Origin of the sequence: Stenotrophomonas sp. SMYL89 (assembly GCF_036319985.1) — a bacterium.
GTDB classification, from domain to species: Bacteria; Pseudomonadota; Gammaproteobacteria; order Xanthomonadales; family Xanthomonadaceae; genus Stenotrophomonas; species Stenotrophomonas maltophilia_Q.
On record NZ_JAWIRW010000002.1, the window covers coordinates 70,694 to 85,100 of the forward strand.

Consider the following 14,407-nt stretch of genomic DNA (forward strand, 5'->3'; position numbering starts at 1 on the left):
GGATGAATTCAGCCGATGCTCGTGCGATCGCGGCCGTCGCTCTTGGCGCGGTACAGCGCGCGGTCTGCGCGCTGGTACAGCAGCGCCGGGGTGCGGTCATCGGCATCCAGTTCCACCAGGCCTGCACTGAAGGTCACGCGCAGGCCCGCTACACCGGCCCAGTCGGGGTGGTCATGGAACAGGCCACGCAGGCGCGCGCACAGCTGCGCGGCTTCTTCCAGGCGGGTGTCGTTGAGCAGCAGCGCGAACTCCTCGCCACCGGTACGCGCGGGCAGGTCCGAGTCGCGGCAGGCCGCGGCGATCAGCCTTGCCACCTGCACCAGCACAGCATCGCCAATGCTGTGGCTGTGCCGGTCGTTGACGTCCTTGAAGTGGTCGATGTCCAGCACCACCAGGCACAGCGGGTGGCCGCTGCGCTGTGAACGGGCGAAATCGCGCGCCAGCGTTTCGTCGAAGGCACGGCGATTGGCCAGCCCGGTCAGCGCATCCTCGCGCGCCTGACGCTCGAAAGCCTCGGCCTGCCGTGCAAGGCGCTCGGCCAGCTCGGTCTTTTCCTGGTTCAGTGCCTGCAGGTGCACGGTCTTGGCCTGCAGGTCGAAGGTTGCCTCGTCCACGCGCCGTGCCAGGCGCAGGTTGCTGGCCTTCAGCTGCTGCAGCAGCAGGCGGTACAGCACAACCAGCCCGACCAGCAGCAGCAGCCCGCCCAGCACCTGCACGCTGCGGCGCTGCCACCAGAACGGCTCCACCGTGAAGCTCCACACGGCTTCCTGCTGGCCCCAGGCCCCGCCCGGATGCGCCGCCGACACGTGCAGGGTGTAGTCACCTGGAGGCAGGCCGACGAACTCGACGCTGCGCTGTGGGCCGCGCTCGACCCAGCCGGTGTCCAGGCCATCGAGCCGCGTGCGATAGCGGATCCGGTCCGACATCAGGTAACTCAGGCCCACATAGCTCACCGCCAGACGTCGGCCACCGGGAATGTAGTTGCGATCCGGGCCCTCCCAATGCACGGGGGCGCCATCCACCTGCACGCTCTCGATCGCTGCCGGCGGTGAAGGACGCTCACGGAAACGCTGCAGGCGCTGCGGGTCGACGGTGCTCAGTCCACCGGCGGTGACCACCCAGAACGTGCCGTCCTGGCGCAGGATCGCCGAGGGTCCGGAGCTGCCGTTGGCCTGTGCGTTGGCCATGCCGTCGATCTCGTTGTAGCGCTCCACCACTACCCGCGGTGCGCGGCCATCGGCCACGGCGTTGAGGGTGGCCATGTCGGTACGCAGCACGCCACGGTTGCTGCTGATCCACACATTGCCCAGGCGGTCCGGCACCAGCTGGAACACTGCATCCACCGGCATGCCCTGCTCCAGGCCGACGCGTGCCAGTTTTCCGTCGCGCCAGCGGTACAGGCCGCGGTCGCTGCTGACCCACATCGCATCGCCCAGCTGATGGAAGCCGAACACACTGCGGCCCCCGCCCATCGGTGCCAGGTCGATCGACTGCACGTGGTCGCCACGCAGCACGCGGATGCCCTCGATGGTGCCGATCCACAGATTGCCTTGGTGGTCATGCTCGAGTGCGGTGATCAGGCCACTGGGCATGCCCACAACGTTTGATACCTGCACGCGGTCGCCGTCGATGCGGACTACGCCCTTCTGCGTGCCTGCCCAGACCACGCCCTGCGGGTCCACGCTGATCGCGCGGATGTTGCCGCCCGGCATGCCATCGGCGGCGGCATAGTTGTGCCGCAGCCGGCCATCGCGGCCAAGACGGTAGACACCATCGCCAAACGTTCCGACCCACAGGTCACCGTCCGGGCCCTGCGCCAGGCTGAGCACCGAAGGTGCCTTGCCGCCGCGGTTGTGCAGCGGCATTGCGCGGAAGCGGCCATCGGCGGTCTGCAGATCCAGGCCACTGGCGCTGCCGACCCACAACTGGCGGTCGCGGTCCTCCAGCACCGTGCGCACATAGTCGCCACTGAGACCATCGCGCTCGGTGTAGCTGCTGAACAGGGTTTCTCGCAGGCGGTACAGGCCACCGTTGGCCCCCACCCAGATGCTGCCTTCGGCATCCTCGCGCAGGCTGACAACGCGCCCGCCCGGCAGGTTCAGGCCGGCCGGCAACCGCTCCAGCCCATGCGCCGAGATCCGCAGCAGGCCCTGGTTCTCGGTTCCCAGCCACAGGTCGCCGTGCCGGTCCTGCAGCATCGAGGTCATGTGCAGCTGTCCCGGCAGCCGGTGCACCAGCACCAGCTGATCGTCCTCCACGCGGTACAGGCGCTCGCCGGCGACGATCCACAGCGCGCCATCCGGCGCCCGGTACGGCCATGACAGGCCCGTGCCGGCACCCAGGCCCCACGCCGCGGGTGCGCGCTTGAGCACGCCGTCGTTGTCGCGCAGCACCAGCCCGTCCAGCGTGCCAACCCAGACCCGGTCCTGCGCATCGACCACCAGCTTGGTGAAGCTCATCGCCATCGGCAGGTCGGCCGCCGGTGCCTGGTAGACGATGCCCTTGTCCGGCGTCAGATAGCCGATGCCCTTGCCTTCGTACAGCAACCACAGGCGCCCCTGGCTGTCCATCTGCATGGACTGGATCAGCACCTGCGGGGTGTCGGCCTGATGCTCCCAGACCCGCCACTGGCCGTCGTTGCCGCGATGGCTGACATTACCGCGCGAATCACTGATCCACAGCCCACCCTGCCGATCCACCAGCAGTGCGCCGATGCCGTTGTCGCGCAGCCCCGGGCGGGTGCTGCGGTCGAACACGGTGAAATCCAGGCCGTTGTAGCGCACCAGGCCTTCCCAGGTGGCAAACCACAGATGCCCCTCGGGGGTCTGCGCGATATCGCGCAGCGAGTTGTGCGGCAGGCCATTGCGCGAGGTCCACACATCGATGGCGTAGTCGCGCAGGGTCGGTGCTCCCTCCTGCGCGGCCAGCGGCAGCGCCAGGACAAGCAACAGCCACAGCAGGCCGCGCTGCAGCGCCTGCCTGGCTTTCGAAACGCGGCGCTCCACCCAGCACCCGTTGTCCCCTGGCCTGCCCATCAGCTCGGCGGCAGTGGCCGGTGGCGGCTGCAGGGCATGGCAGCAAGCGGGAACGACCGGGCAACGCGGAACAGCGTGCCGGCAGGAACAGGCTGACTCATCGGGGAGAAACTGGGGAGATGCGCAGATGATAGGCCAAACCCTGGCCCCGGCGTCATCACCGTGCGGCCGGCAGGCTCAGCCGGCCCGGCCTGGCGGCACCACCTGTGCACTGGCCGGCCACTGCACTACCGCCTCCAGCCCGCCTTCGGCGCGGTTGCGCAGCCACAGCCGCGCGCCATCCTTTTCGGCCAGGGCGCGGGCGATGGTCAAGCCCAGACCGGCGCCGCCGGTTTCGCGCGAACGCGAGGTCTCCACCCGCACGAACGGATCGAACACGGCTTCCAGCTGATCCTCGGCCAGGCCCGGGCCATCGTCGGACACCATCGCCGTGATCGCGCCGCCGCTGCGCTCCACCCGCACGCGCACGCGGTGGGCATACATCACGGCGTTGTCCACCAGGTTGGAGAACAGCCGGTGCATGGCCAGCGGGCGCAGCATCAGCACCGCACCGGTGCCACCTTCGAAGACCACGTCGGCACCGCCCTCGGCGGCGTCTTCCACGATGCTTTCCAGTAACGAATCCAGATCCAGCGCGGCGCGCTGCTCGGCGCTCTCTGCGCTGCGGGCCAGCTCCAGGCCTTCGCGCACCAGTGCCTGCATCGCCGCCAGATCGCCGATCAGGCGTTCGCGCAGCACCTCGTCGCTGACGTTCTCCAGGCGCAGGCGCAGGCGGGTCAACGGGGTCTGCAGGTCGTGGGTAATCGCCGCCAGCATCTGCGTGCGTTCGGCCAGGTGCCGCTGCAGGCGGTGCTGCATGGCATTGAAGGCCTCGGCGGCGCGCTGCACCTCGCGCGGTCCGCGCAATGGCAGTGGATCGCGCTGCAGATCGTCGCCGAGATCCTCGGCGGCGGCCGCCAGCTCCTGCAGCGGCGCGCTGGCCATGCGCGCGACGATGTAGGCCAGCACGGCGATGGCCAGCACCAGCAGGGTCAGGAACCACGGGTCCACGGCCAGAATGCCGTTGTGGGCCACCGCCGGCGAATCCAGCGCCAGCTTCAGCAGCGTACCGTCGTTGAGCGTCACGTCGACCGCGCGGCACTTGGGCGGAATGAAGGCCGGATCGCGCTCACGCGGATGCCGCCGGTGCCCGGGCGGAGGCGGCGGCAGCAGATCCTGCAGCTTGGGAATGCAGGAACGGAACGAAGTGAAGTGCACGTGCGCGCGCGACACCGGGCCGGGCCGGTCATCCAGGACTTCCATCAGTGCGGTATCCGCCCGCCCCAGGCGCGCGCCGGGCTGCAGCGCACGCACGCTGGGCCCACCGACCTCAAGCAGGCGCTCACGCAGTTCGGGATTGCCATCGAGCAGGTTGACGTAGCCCTGCAGGCGGTCGGCAATGCGGTTCAGGTTCTGCCGCTCGAACTCCTGCTGGCGTTTGGACGTAGCCAGCATGGTCGCGCCGATCGCAGCCACGCTCATGCCCAGTAGCAGGATGACGAACAACCGCCCGACCATCGAGGACAGGAAATGGCGCAGGCGCTTCATGGCGGCTTATTCCAGGTTCACCGAGGAGGCCAGTACGTAGCCTTCGTTGCGCACGGTCTTGATCAGGCCATCCGGGCCACCATCATCGCCCAGCTTGTTGCGCAGGCGGCTGACCTGCAGATCGATCGCGCGGTCCTGCGCCTCATAGTTGCGGCCACTGCTGAGCGCGACCAGCTGCTCGCGCGACAGCACCTTGTTGGCATGCGCGATGAACACCCGCAGCAGGCGGAACTCGGCGCCGGACAGCACCACCACGCGATCGTCCGGGTCCACCAGGTGGCGATGCTCCAGATCGAACACCCAGCGCGAGAAGCGCGCGCGGCGCACCGCCAGGGGCTCGAGATTGGCCGGCAGCGCCTCGGTCCGGCGCAGCACGTTGCGGATGCGCGCCAGCAGCTCGCGCGGTTCGAACGGCTTGGCCAGATAGTCGTCGGCGCCCATTTCCAGGCCCAGCACGCGGTCGATCGGCTCGGCGCGCGCGGTCAGCATGATCACCGGCGTGTTCGATCGTGCGCGCAGGTCGCGGCACAGGGTCAGGCCATCCTCGCGCGGCAGGTTGAGGTCGAGCACGATCAGATCCACGTGCTCGCGGTCCAGCAGCTGGCGCATGGCAGTGCCATCGGCGGCGGTGCTCACCTGGTAACCGGCACGGCCGAGCTGCTCGGCCAACAGGGTGCGGATGTCGTTGTCGTCGTCGACGATCAGCAGTCGATGCATCGTGTTTTCAGTCTCCATGGCGCGATCATCCCGTGTCGGCAGCTGAACCGCATCCGGGGCAATGCGTACCAGTGTATCCAGCCGGGGGCGGGATACCTGTGGTTACGCGTATTCACCGACAGTGTTACATAGAGACATACCCCGAGGATTGAGCCGCCCATCGCCCGGTCTTCACAATGCCCACCAACGCCGCCACCGCGGCCCGAGAGTGAAGCCACGACGTGACGTTCCGCCTGTTGCCCGCGACCCGCCGGGGTCGCCTGATACTGATCGCCCTGCTTGCCCTGATCGTTGCCGTGGCCGCCTGGTGGCTGCTTCGCAAGCCCGCCGCCCCGGCCGTGGCGACCACCCCGGTCAGCCGCGGCGACATCGAACAGACCGTGGATGCCACCGGCGTGATCGACGCCTACAAGCTGGTCAGCGTGGGTGCGCAGGCCTCGGGCCAGATCAAGTCGCTGAAGGTGCAGCTGGGCGACACGGTGAAGGAAGGCGACCTGATCGCCGAGATCGACGCCACCACCCAGCAGAACCAAGTGCTCAACGCGCAGGCCTCGCTGGACCAGGTCACCGCCCAGCGCGCCGTGCAGCAGGCCACCCTGCGCCAGGCCGAACTGGAGTTCGCGCGCCAGCAGCAGATGCTGGCCGCCGAAGCCACCTCGCGCCAGGAATATGATGCCGCCGAGGCCCAGCTGAAGACCGCCCGCGCCCAGTTGCAGTCCTACGAGGCGCAGATCAAGGGTCGCCAGACCGAACTGGGCACCGCCCGCGCCAACCTGGCCTACACCCGCATCACCGCGCCGATGGATGGCACGGTGGTGGCGGTGGTGGCCGAGGAAGGCCGCACCGTGAACGCCAACCAGACCGCGCCCACCATCGTGATGCTGGCGCGGCTGGACGTCGTCACCGTCAATGCCGAGATCTCCGAGGCCGACGTGGTCAAGATCAAGGCCGGCATGCCGGTGTACTTCACCACCCTGGGTGACCCGGACCGCAAATACCACGCCACCCTGCGCCAGATCAATCCGGCGCCGGCCTCGATCGCCAACGAGAACTCCTCCAGTTCCAGCAGTTCGTCCAGCTCCAGTTCCAGCAGCGCGGTCTACTACAACGCGCTGTTCGACGTGGAAAACCCGGACGGCACGCTGCGCATCGACATGACCGCGCAGGTCTCGGTACTGCTCAAGCAGGCCAAGAACGTGCTGATGGTGCCGGCGGTAGCGCTGGGGCCGAAGCGCCGTGGCGATGAGCGCATGGTGCGGGTGCTGGATGACAAGGGCCAGCCGCAGCCGCGCAAGGTGACGGTCGGCATCAACAACGGCGCCTCGGCAGAAATCCTGTCCGGGCTGAAGGAAGGCGAGCGCGTGGTGGTCGGCGAGGCCAATGCGGCTGCGGCCGGTGGCGGCAGCCGTGGCGGCATGCAGATGCGGGTCGGCGGCCCGGGCATGGGTCCGCGCCGATGAGCACGACGGCGCCGCTGCTGCGCCTGCGCGACCTGCGACGCGAATTCCCGGCTGGCGATGACGTCATCGCCGTACTGCGTGACGTCAACCTGGATATCCACGCCGGCGAGATGGTGGCGATCGTCGGCCAGTCCGGCTCGGGCAAGTCGACGCTGATGAACATTCTCGGCTGCCTCGACCGCCCTACCCGCGGCAGCTACCAGGTGGCCGGGCGCGAAACCGGCAGGATGGAGCCGGACGAACTGGCCGAACTGCGCCGCGAGCATTTCGGCTTCATCTTCCAGCGCTACCACCTGCTGGGTGACCTGGACGCGCGTGGCAACGTGGAAGTCCCCGCGGTGTATGCCGGCAGCCCCGGCCCGGTGCGCAACGCGCGCGCCGAACAGCTGCTGCAGCGGCTGGGCCTGGGTGATCGCATGCACCACAAGCCGGGCCAGTTGTCCGGCGGCCAGCAGCAGCGCGTATCGATCGCGCGTGCGCTGATGAACGGCGGCGAGGTGATCCTGGCCGACGAACCGACCGGCGCGCTGGACACGAAATCCGGCGAAGAAGTGATGGCGATCCTCGGGGAGCTGCATGCCGAAGGCCACACCATCATCATCGTCACCCACGACATGAGCGTGGCCCAGCACGCGCAGCGCATCATCGAGATCCGTGATGGCGAGATCATCGCCGACCGCGCCAACCCGGAGGCACCGACCTACCGTGCGCAGCGCGAAGCCAGCACCGGCGTTGCCCACGGCAACAGCTGGCGGGCGGCCCGGGATCGTTTCACCGAAGCGTTCCGCATGGCCCTGCTGGCGATGAACGCGCATCGGCTGCGCACCTTCCTGACCATGCTCGGCATCATCATCGGCATTGCCTCGGTGGTCTCGGTGGTGGCGCTGGGCAACGGCTCGCAGCAGCAGATCCTGCAGAACATCAGTGCGCTGGGCACCAACACCATCGACGTCTATCCCGGCCGCGGCTTCGGCGACATGCGCTCGGCCCGCGTGCAGACCCTCAAGGCCAGCGATGCCGATGCCCTGTCCCGGCAGAGTTATGTGGACAGCGCCACGCCCAGCGTGTCCAGTTCGGTCACCGCGCGCTACCGCAACCAGTCGTCCACCGCGCAGGTCAGCGGTGTCGGCGAGCAGTTCTTCCGGGTCAAGGGCGTGAACCTGCTCAGCGGCAGCTTCTTCGATGCCGATGCGGTGAAGGGCCTGGGCCAGGTGGCGGTGATCGATGAGAACACCCAGACCCAGTTCTTCCCCGATGTCGATCCGATCGGCCAGGTGATCCTGCTCGGCAACGTGCCGGCACGCGTGGTCGGCGTGGCCAAGCGGCAGAGCTTCGGCTTCGGTGGCAGCACCAGCCTCAGCGTATGGGTGCCCTACACCACGGTGATGTCGCGCATGCTCGGCCAGAGCCACGTCTCCAGCATCACCGTACGCGTGGACGACAGCACGCCGATGGATGCCGCACAGGAAGCGATCACCCGCCTGCTGACCCTGCGCCACGGCACCGAGGATTTCTTCCTCAGCAACAGCGCCGAGATCCGCGAGACCATCGAACAGACCACGCGCACGATGACCCTGCTGATCGGCGCCATTGCCGCCATCGCGCTGCTGGTCGGCGGCATCGGCGTGATGAACATCATGCTGGTGTCGGTGACCGAGCGAACGCGCGAGATCGGCGTGCGCATGGCCGTGGGCGCACGGCAGAGTGACATCCGCCAGCAGTTCCTGATCGAAGCGGTACTGGTGTGCCTGCTCGGTGGCGTACTCGGCATCGGCCTGGCCTTGCTGCTGGGCTCGATGATCGGCCGCTTCGCCAGTGACTTCCAGGTGCTGTTCTCCACCGCTTCGATTGTTGCCGCGTTCGCCTGCTCGACCCTGATCGGCGTGGCGTTCGGCTTCCTGCCCGCGCGCAATGCCGCGCAGCTCGACCCGGTCGAGGCCCTGGCCCGCGAATGACGATGATGACCCGACTGCCCTTCCCCGCTCCCTCGCGCCTGCTGCTGGCCGGCGCTGTCCTGCTCGCCCTGTCCGCGTGTGCCTCGGTGGGTCGCTATCCGGTGCAGGACCCCGACGTGGCGGCCAGCTACGGGCGTGGCGATGCCACGCTCAATGCACCGGCCGACGACCCGCGCAGCAGCCTGGATACCCCCGGCCGCGACATCCGCCAGGACACCTGGTGGACCGGCTTCGGCGATGAGCGGCTGGACCGTCTGGTGGCCCGCGCGCTGGTCGCCAACAGCGACCTTGCCGCCGCCGGCCTGGCCGTGCAACGCTCACGCCTGCAGGCCGGGCTGGCCAGCAACGCGCTGTGGCCGCAGCCTTCTTCGTCCGGCGTAAGCGGTAATGCCAGCCGCGCCACCGACCAAGCCGACGACTGGCGCCGCAGTTATTCCACTGGCGTCTCGCTGGGCTGGGAGGTCGATCTGTGGGGCCGCCTGCGCACCCAGCGCGACATCGCCCGCTGGGAAGCCCAGGCCAGCGAGGAAGACCGGCAGAACACCGCGCTGCTGGTGATCAGCGACACCATCACCCAGTACTGGAACCTGGCCTATCTCAACCAGTCGATCGCCACCGGGCAGGCCAACCTGGAGCGGCTCGAACGCACCCGCGAACTGGTGCAGGCGCGCTTCGATGCCGGTGCTGTGTCGCGCCTGGAAGTGCGCCAGGCACTGCAGAACCTGCAGTCGCAGCGGTCCTCGCAGAGCGCGCTGGAACAGCAGCGGGTGGAGGTGCGCAATGCGCTGACCGTGCTGCTGGACGGCACGCCGTGGCCGCAGCAGGACGAGCCGCAGGACCTGCTGGGCGCACACAGCCCGGGCATCAGCGAAGGCCTGCCGGCCGACCTGCTCGGCCGCCGTCCCGACCTGCGCGCGGCCGAACTTCGCCTGCGCAACAGCCTGAAGACCATCAAGGTGACCGCCACCCAGTACTACCCCGCGTTGAGCCTGACCGGCAGCCTCGGCTCCAGTGCAACCTCGCTGGGTGATGTGCTGCGCAACCCGGTGGCCACGCTCGGCGCGGGCCTGTCGCTGCCGTTCCTCAACCTGCAGCGCGCGCAGCTGGATACGGATATCGCCGGCACCGCCTATCAGATCGCCGCCACAAACTTCCGCAAGACGCTGTACACCGCGCTCTCGGAAGTGGACAACGCGTTGTCCGCGCGCGAACAGCTGGCACGCCAGGTGGCGGCCTCGCAGGCCTCGTACGACGAAGCGGTGGAAGTGGAGCGCGCGCAGGAAGTGCGTTACCGCGTGGGCGCCACCGACCTGCGCACCTGGCTGGAAGCGCAGCAGACCCGGCGCGATGCCGAGCTGTCGCTGGCGCGCGTGCGCCAGGGGCAGCTGAATAACGACGTCACCCTGTTCAAGGCGTTGGGCGGCAGCGCGGGGTGAAGCAGCGAGAGCGCCAACCAAGGTTGGCGACTACCGGGCAGGTGTCGACCTGGGTCGACACGCTACTTCTGTAGAGCCGAGCCCATGCTCGGCTGCTTTCTGATCGGGAAGACGCGCCCGCGCTGCGCGCGACAGCCGAGCGTGGGCTCGGCTCTACAAGACCGCTGGCGGATCAACCGCGCTGGCGCACGGCCTCGAACAGGCTGACGCCGGCAGCGACCGAGACATTCAGGCTCTCGATCTCGCCCGGCATCGGGATCTTGACCAGGCCATCGCAGTTCTCGCGGGTCAGGCGACGCAGGCCATCGGCCTCGCCACCGAGCACCAGGGCGATGTTGCCCTTCAGGTCCAGCTGGTACAGCGAAGCGGTGGCTTCACCGGCCAGGCCATAGATCCACACGCCCAGCTTCTGCAGGTCCTTCAGGCAGCGCGACAGGTTGGTCACCGCCACCACCGGGATCAGATCGGCGGCACCGGCCGAGGTCTTGCGCACGGTGGCATTGACCGTAGCCGACTTGTCCTTGGGGATGATCACGGCGGTCGCACCGGCCGCAGCGGCCGAGCGCAGGCAGGCGCCGAGGTTGTGCGGGTCCTGCACTTCGTCCAGCACCAGCAGCAGGGCCTTGCCTTCGGCTGCGGTGACCAGGCCTTCCAGCTCGTTCTCGCTGTAGGTGCGGGCAGCAGCATAGCGCGCGGCCACGCCCTGGTGGCGCACCGAACCGCCCACGCCATCCAGCGCCTGACTGTTCACCTTGCGCACGTCGATGCCCTTGCGGCGGGCATTTTCCTCGATCTCGGTCAGGCGCGGGTTCTTCGCACCGGCCTCGACCAGCACTTCGCGGACGTTCTCGGCGTCGTTCTCGATGGAGGAGGCGACGGCGTTGACGCCGACGATCCACTGGCTGTTCTTGCTCATGCGGGCGGGGACCGGAAAGGGGGTGGCTATGGTAGAGCATCGGCGGCGGCCGCGCTTCGCGCTCGCCGGGCATGGCCCGGCGCTACCCGCCTTTCACCCTTCGGCTGAACGGCTGCGCGGCGGCCAGTGCGGCGTGTCGTGGTCCGGGTGCTGATGGGACACGATGGTAGCCAGGAACTCCAGCGCCGCGATGTCTTCCTCGGTACGACGGGCCGGCAGGCTGGCCAGCGTATCGACAAACGGCAGCTTGCGCTCGACCCCGTACTGGATCGTCGGCGGCAGGCGCTCGGGTTCGTCAAAGGCCCCGGCCGCCACCGCCACGCCGTCCGGCGCCTCGTAGGTCAGCGGCGTGCCGCAGTCGGCGCAGAAGCCACGCCGCACCACGTTGGACGACTGGAAATAGCGCGGCTGGCCGCGGGTCCAGCTGAACTGCACGCCGCGCACGGATACCAGCGGCGCGTAATAGGCACCGAACGCCTTCTGGCACATCCGGCAATGGCAGATCGAGCTGTCGGTCAGCGCACCGCGCGCCTGGAAGCGGATCGCGCCGCACTGGCAGCCGCCGCTGTATTCGGGTTGGCCCTGCATTGCTGCTTTCCTCCGGAAGATCGTGTCGACCAAGGTCGACACCTACCTGATGAGCGGTGCCGATACGGTGGGTGCCAACCTTGGTTGGCACACCGCGAATGTTCAGCCGAGCATGGCTCGGCCCTACCGATCAATACTGCTTCTTGGTGCGCTTGGCCGGCTTGCCACGCTCGGGCAGCGGCGGCAGGCCATCGCCTTCGTCCTCGCCCTTGTGCTCGACCAGGCGGAAGTCGATCTTGCGCTCTTCCATGCTGGCCTTCAGTACCAGGATGCGCACGCGGTCGCCCAGGCGGTAGCTGCTGCCGCGGCGTTCGCCGGTCAGCGTCTTGCGGGTGGCGTCGAACTTGTAATAGTCCTGCGGCAGTTGGGTCACGTGCACCAGGCCCTGCACCTTCGACTCGTCCAGTTCCACGAACAGGCCGAAGCTGGTTACGCCGCTGATCACGCCGTCGAACTGGCCGCCCACATGCTTTTCCATCCACGCGGCGCGGTAGCGCTCGTCCACCTCGCGCTCTGCCTCGTCGGCACGTCGCTCGCGTTCGGAACATTGCAGTGCCAGCGCGGCCATCTCGCGGGCGTTGTAGGTGAACTTGTCCAGCGGCTTGCCGGACAGTGCGTGCTTGATCGCGCGATGCACCAGCAGATCGGGGTAGCGGCGGATCGGCGAGGTGAAATGCGCGTACGCCTCCAGCGCCAGGCCGAAGTGGCCGTGATTCTCCGGGCTGTAGATCGCCAGGCTCTGGCTGCGCAGCAGCACCGATTCCAGCAGCGTGGCATCGGGGCGGTCGCGGATCTTCTTCAGCAGCTTGGTGTAGTCACCCGGGCGCACCTTCGACCACGGCGGCAGGCTCAGCTTGAACTCCTTGAGGAATTCCAGAAGGTCGGCGTACTTGGTTTCCGGCGGCTTCTCGTGGATGCGGTACGGGGCCGGCACGTGGCGCGACAGCAGGTACTTCGCCGCCTCGACGTTGGCCGCGATCATGCATTCCTCGATCAGCTTGTGCGCGTCGTTGCGCACCAGCATGCCGGCCTGGGTGACTTCACCGCGGTTGTCCAGCACGAAGCGCACTTCACTGCTTTCGAACTCGATGGCACCGCGCTTGGTGCGCGCCTTGGACAGCACCTTGTACAGCTGGTGCAGGCGCTGTACCTGCGGCAGCAGGTCGCCCATCCAGGCTTTGGTATCGGCATCGTCCTCGCCCACCGCCTTCCACACCTGGGTGTAGGTCAGGCGCGCGTGCGAGTTCATCACCGCTTCGTAGAAGCGCGAATGCGTGACCAGGCCGTCGCGGTCGATCTGCATGTCGCAGACGAAGCACATGCGGTCGACCTTCGGCATCAAAGAGCAGATGCCGTTGGACAGCGTCTCCGGCAGCATCGGCACCACGAAGCCCGGGAAATACACCGAGGTCGCGCGCTTCTGCGCTTCCTCGTCCAGCGGCGTGCCGGGGCGAACGTAGTTGGAGACATCGGCAATCGCCACCACCAGGCGGAAGCCATCGGCATTCGGTTCGCAGTACACCGCGTCGTCGAAGTCCTTGGCATCTTCACCATCGATGGTCACCAGCGGCGTGCTGCGCAGGTCGACGCGGTCGCCGATCATCGCCGGCTCGACCACCATCGGCACCGACGCGGCTTCGTCCAGCACTTCCTGCGGGAACTCGAACGGCAGTTCGTGGCCGTGGATCGCGGTTTCCACCACCAGCGAGGCGGTCAGCTTGTCGCCGAGCACGGCGATGATGCGGCCGATCGGCGGACGGCGGCTGTCCGGCGCCTGGGTCAGCTCGCAGACCACCAGCTGGCCGTCACGCGCGCCACCGGTCTGGTCCGGCGGCACCTGCACGTTGCGCTGCACGCGCTTGTCGTCGGGCACCACGTAATTGATACCCATCTCGATGCTGAAGCGGCCGATCAGGCGGGTCATGCCGCGTTCGAGCACGCGTGCAATGCTGCCTTCGCGACGGCCACGGTGGTCGATGCCGGTCACGCGGGCCAGCACCTTGTCGCCGTGCATCACCTTGCGCATTTCATACGGCGGCAGGAACAGATCATCGCCACCCTCGACCGGGCGCAGGAAGCCGAACCCTTCCGGGTTGGCGATCACCACGCCGGTCACCAGGTTCAGGGTCTGGATCGGGGCGAAGCCGCCACGGCGGTTCTGCACCAGCTGGCCATCACGGACCATGGCGCCGAGCCGGCGCGACAGCGCCTCGGCACGGTCCGGCGCGGTCAGTCCCAGGCGTGCGCCCAGTTCCTCGGCGGTCTGCGGCCCTTCGCAACGCTCCAGCAGGGCCAGGATGGCCTCGCGGCTGGCGATGGGCTGTTCGTATTTCTCGGCTTCGCGCGCGGCATAGGGATCGTCGATCACCTTGCCGGTCGGCGGCAGCTTACGGCCCGGCGCCGGGCCGGGGGCAGTGGCATCGGTATTGCGGACCTTGCGGCCGCGCGGCGGTGCGCCGCCTTCATTCAATTCGGGGAACCAGCCCGGCAACGGCTTGCCCGGCTTGGTGATGCGGGCTGCGCCCGCCTTGGCGCCCTTCTTTGGGGCCTGGCTACGGGAATTGCTCCCGCCCTTGCTTGGTTTTTTGGTAGTCATCGCCCTACATGGTAGCCGTTGATGGCGTGCAGAACGGGTCAGCGCCCGCCTTGGAGGCGTTGGATTAATAAATTTCAGAAAGTCGTTGACAGTCCCCGGATTCATCTTCACAATTGC

Annotated in this window: 9 protein-coding genes; 3 read left to right on the forward strand and 6 right to left on the reverse strand. The window is 68.0% G+C overall.

The features are described from left to right. Nucleotides 1-8: 8 nt before the first annotated feature. From V3B41_RS03080 to V3B41_RS03090, 3 genes are all read right to left on the reverse strand, one after another. On the reverse strand, nucleotides 9-3,035 hold the full coding sequence (locus V3B41_RS03080) for a two-component regulator propeller domain-containing protein (protein ID WP_329860032.1): 3,027 nt from the start codon (nucleotides 3,033-3,035) through the stop codon (nucleotides 9-11). A 177-nt stretch (nucleotides 3,036-3,212) separates the two neighbouring features. After that, nucleotides 3,213-4,622, reverse strand: coding sequence for an ATP-binding protein (locus tag V3B41_RS03085; RefSeq protein WP_049428723.1), 1,410 nt, complete (start codon nucleotides 4,620-4,622; stop codon nucleotides 3,213-3,215). A 6-nt stretch (nucleotides 4,623-4,628) separates the two neighbouring features. Beyond that, on the reverse strand, nucleotides 4,629-5,357 hold the full coding sequence (locus tag V3B41_RS03090) for a response regulator (RefSeq protein WP_005408779.1): 729 nt from the start codon (nucleotides 5,355-5,357) through the stop codon (nucleotides 4,629-4,631). Nucleotides 5,358-5,560: 203 nt separating this feature from the next. Here V3B41_RS03090 and V3B41_RS03095 point away from each other — a divergent pair, with 203 nt between their 5' ends. The 3 genes from V3B41_RS03095 to V3B41_RS03105 are packed head-to-tail and all read left to right on the forward strand — an operon-like array spanning nucleotide 5,561 to nucleotide 10,190. Continuing rightward, nucleotides 5,561-6,799 carry an efflux RND transporter periplasmic adaptor subunit gene (locus V3B41_RS03095; RefSeq protein ID WP_049430101.1) on the forward strand — a complete coding sequence of 413 codons (1,239 nt, stop codon included), beginning with the start codon at nucleotides 5,561-5,563 and terminating at the stop codon, nucleotides 6,797-6,799. Beyond that, nucleotides 6,796-8,754, forward strand: a complete 1,959-nt coding sequence (locus V3B41_RS03100; RefSeq protein ID WP_049430102.1) for a MacB family efflux pump subunit — start codon at nucleotides 6,796-6,798, stop codon at nucleotides 8,752-8,754. Before V3B41_RS03095 ends, V3B41_RS03100 begins: the two co-directional genes overlap by 4 nt. Then, nucleotides 8,751-10,190, forward strand: coding sequence for a TolC family protein (locus V3B41_RS03105; RefSeq protein ID WP_049430103.1), 1,440 nt, complete (start codon nucleotides 8,751-8,753; stop codon nucleotides 10,188-10,190). The genes V3B41_RS03100 and V3B41_RS03105 overlap by 4 nt, the downstream gene beginning before the upstream one ends. Nucleotides 10,191-10,362: 172 nt before the next feature. Here V3B41_RS03105 and rlmB read toward each other — a convergent pair whose 3' ends face one another. The 3 genes from rlmB to rnr all read right to left on the reverse strand — a co-directional run bounded on the left by rlmB (nucleotide 10,363) and on the right by rnr (nucleotide 14,395). Further along, a complete protein-coding gene (rlmB, locus tag V3B41_RS03110) occupies nucleotides 10,363-11,106 on the reverse strand; it encodes a 23S rRNA (guanosine(2251)-2'-O)-methyltransferase RlmB (protein ID WP_049430104.1) in 744 nt (247 codons plus the stop codon). A 93-nt stretch (nucleotides 11,107-11,199) separates the two neighbouring features. Next, nucleotides 11,200-11,694: a GFA family protein gene (locus V3B41_RS03115; protein ID WP_197620002.1), complete on the reverse strand. Its 495-nt coding sequence runs from the start codon at nucleotides 11,692-11,694 to the stop codon at nucleotides 11,200-11,202. A 130-nt stretch (nucleotides 11,695-11,824) separates the two neighbouring features. Continuing rightward, nucleotides 11,825-14,395, reverse strand: a complete 2,571-nt coding sequence (rnr, locus tag V3B41_RS03120; RefSeq protein ID WP_308306887.1) for a ribonuclease R — start codon at nucleotides 14,393-14,395, stop codon at nucleotides 11,825-11,827. Nucleotides 14,396-14,407: the final 12 nt, after the last annotated feature.

Coding starts and splice junctions, on each gene's coding strand:
- V3B41_RS03080 (WP_329860032.1), bottom strand. CDS start 3,035: ATGGGCAGGCCAGGGGACAACGGGTGCTGGGTGGAGCGCCGCGTTTCG.
- V3B41_RS03085 (WP_049428723.1), bottom strand. CDS start 4,622: ATGAAGCGCCTGCGCCATTTCCTGTCCTCGATGGTCGGGCGGTTGTTC.
- V3B41_RS03090 (WP_005408779.1), bottom strand. CDS start 5,357: ATGGAGACTGAAAACACGATGCATCGACTGCTGATCGTCGACGACGAC.
- V3B41_RS03100 (WP_049430102.1), top strand. CDS start 6,796: ATGAGCACGACGGCGCCGCTGCTGCGCCTGCGCGACCTGCGACGCGAA.
- V3B41_RS03105 (WP_049430103.1), top strand. CDS start 8,751: ATGACGATGATGACCCGACTGCCCTTCCCCGCTCCCTCGCGCCTGCTG.
- rlmB (WP_049430104.1), bottom strand. CDS start 11,106: ATGAGCAAGAACAGCCAGTGGATCGTCGGCGTCAACGCCGTCGCCTCC.
- V3B41_RS03115 (WP_197620002.1), bottom strand. CDS start 11,694: ATGCAGGGCCAACCCGAATACAGCGGCGGCTGCCAGTGCGGCGCGATC.
- rnr (WP_308306887.1), bottom strand. CDS start 14,395: ATGAATCCGGGGACTGTCAACGACTTTCTGAAATTTATTAATCCAACG.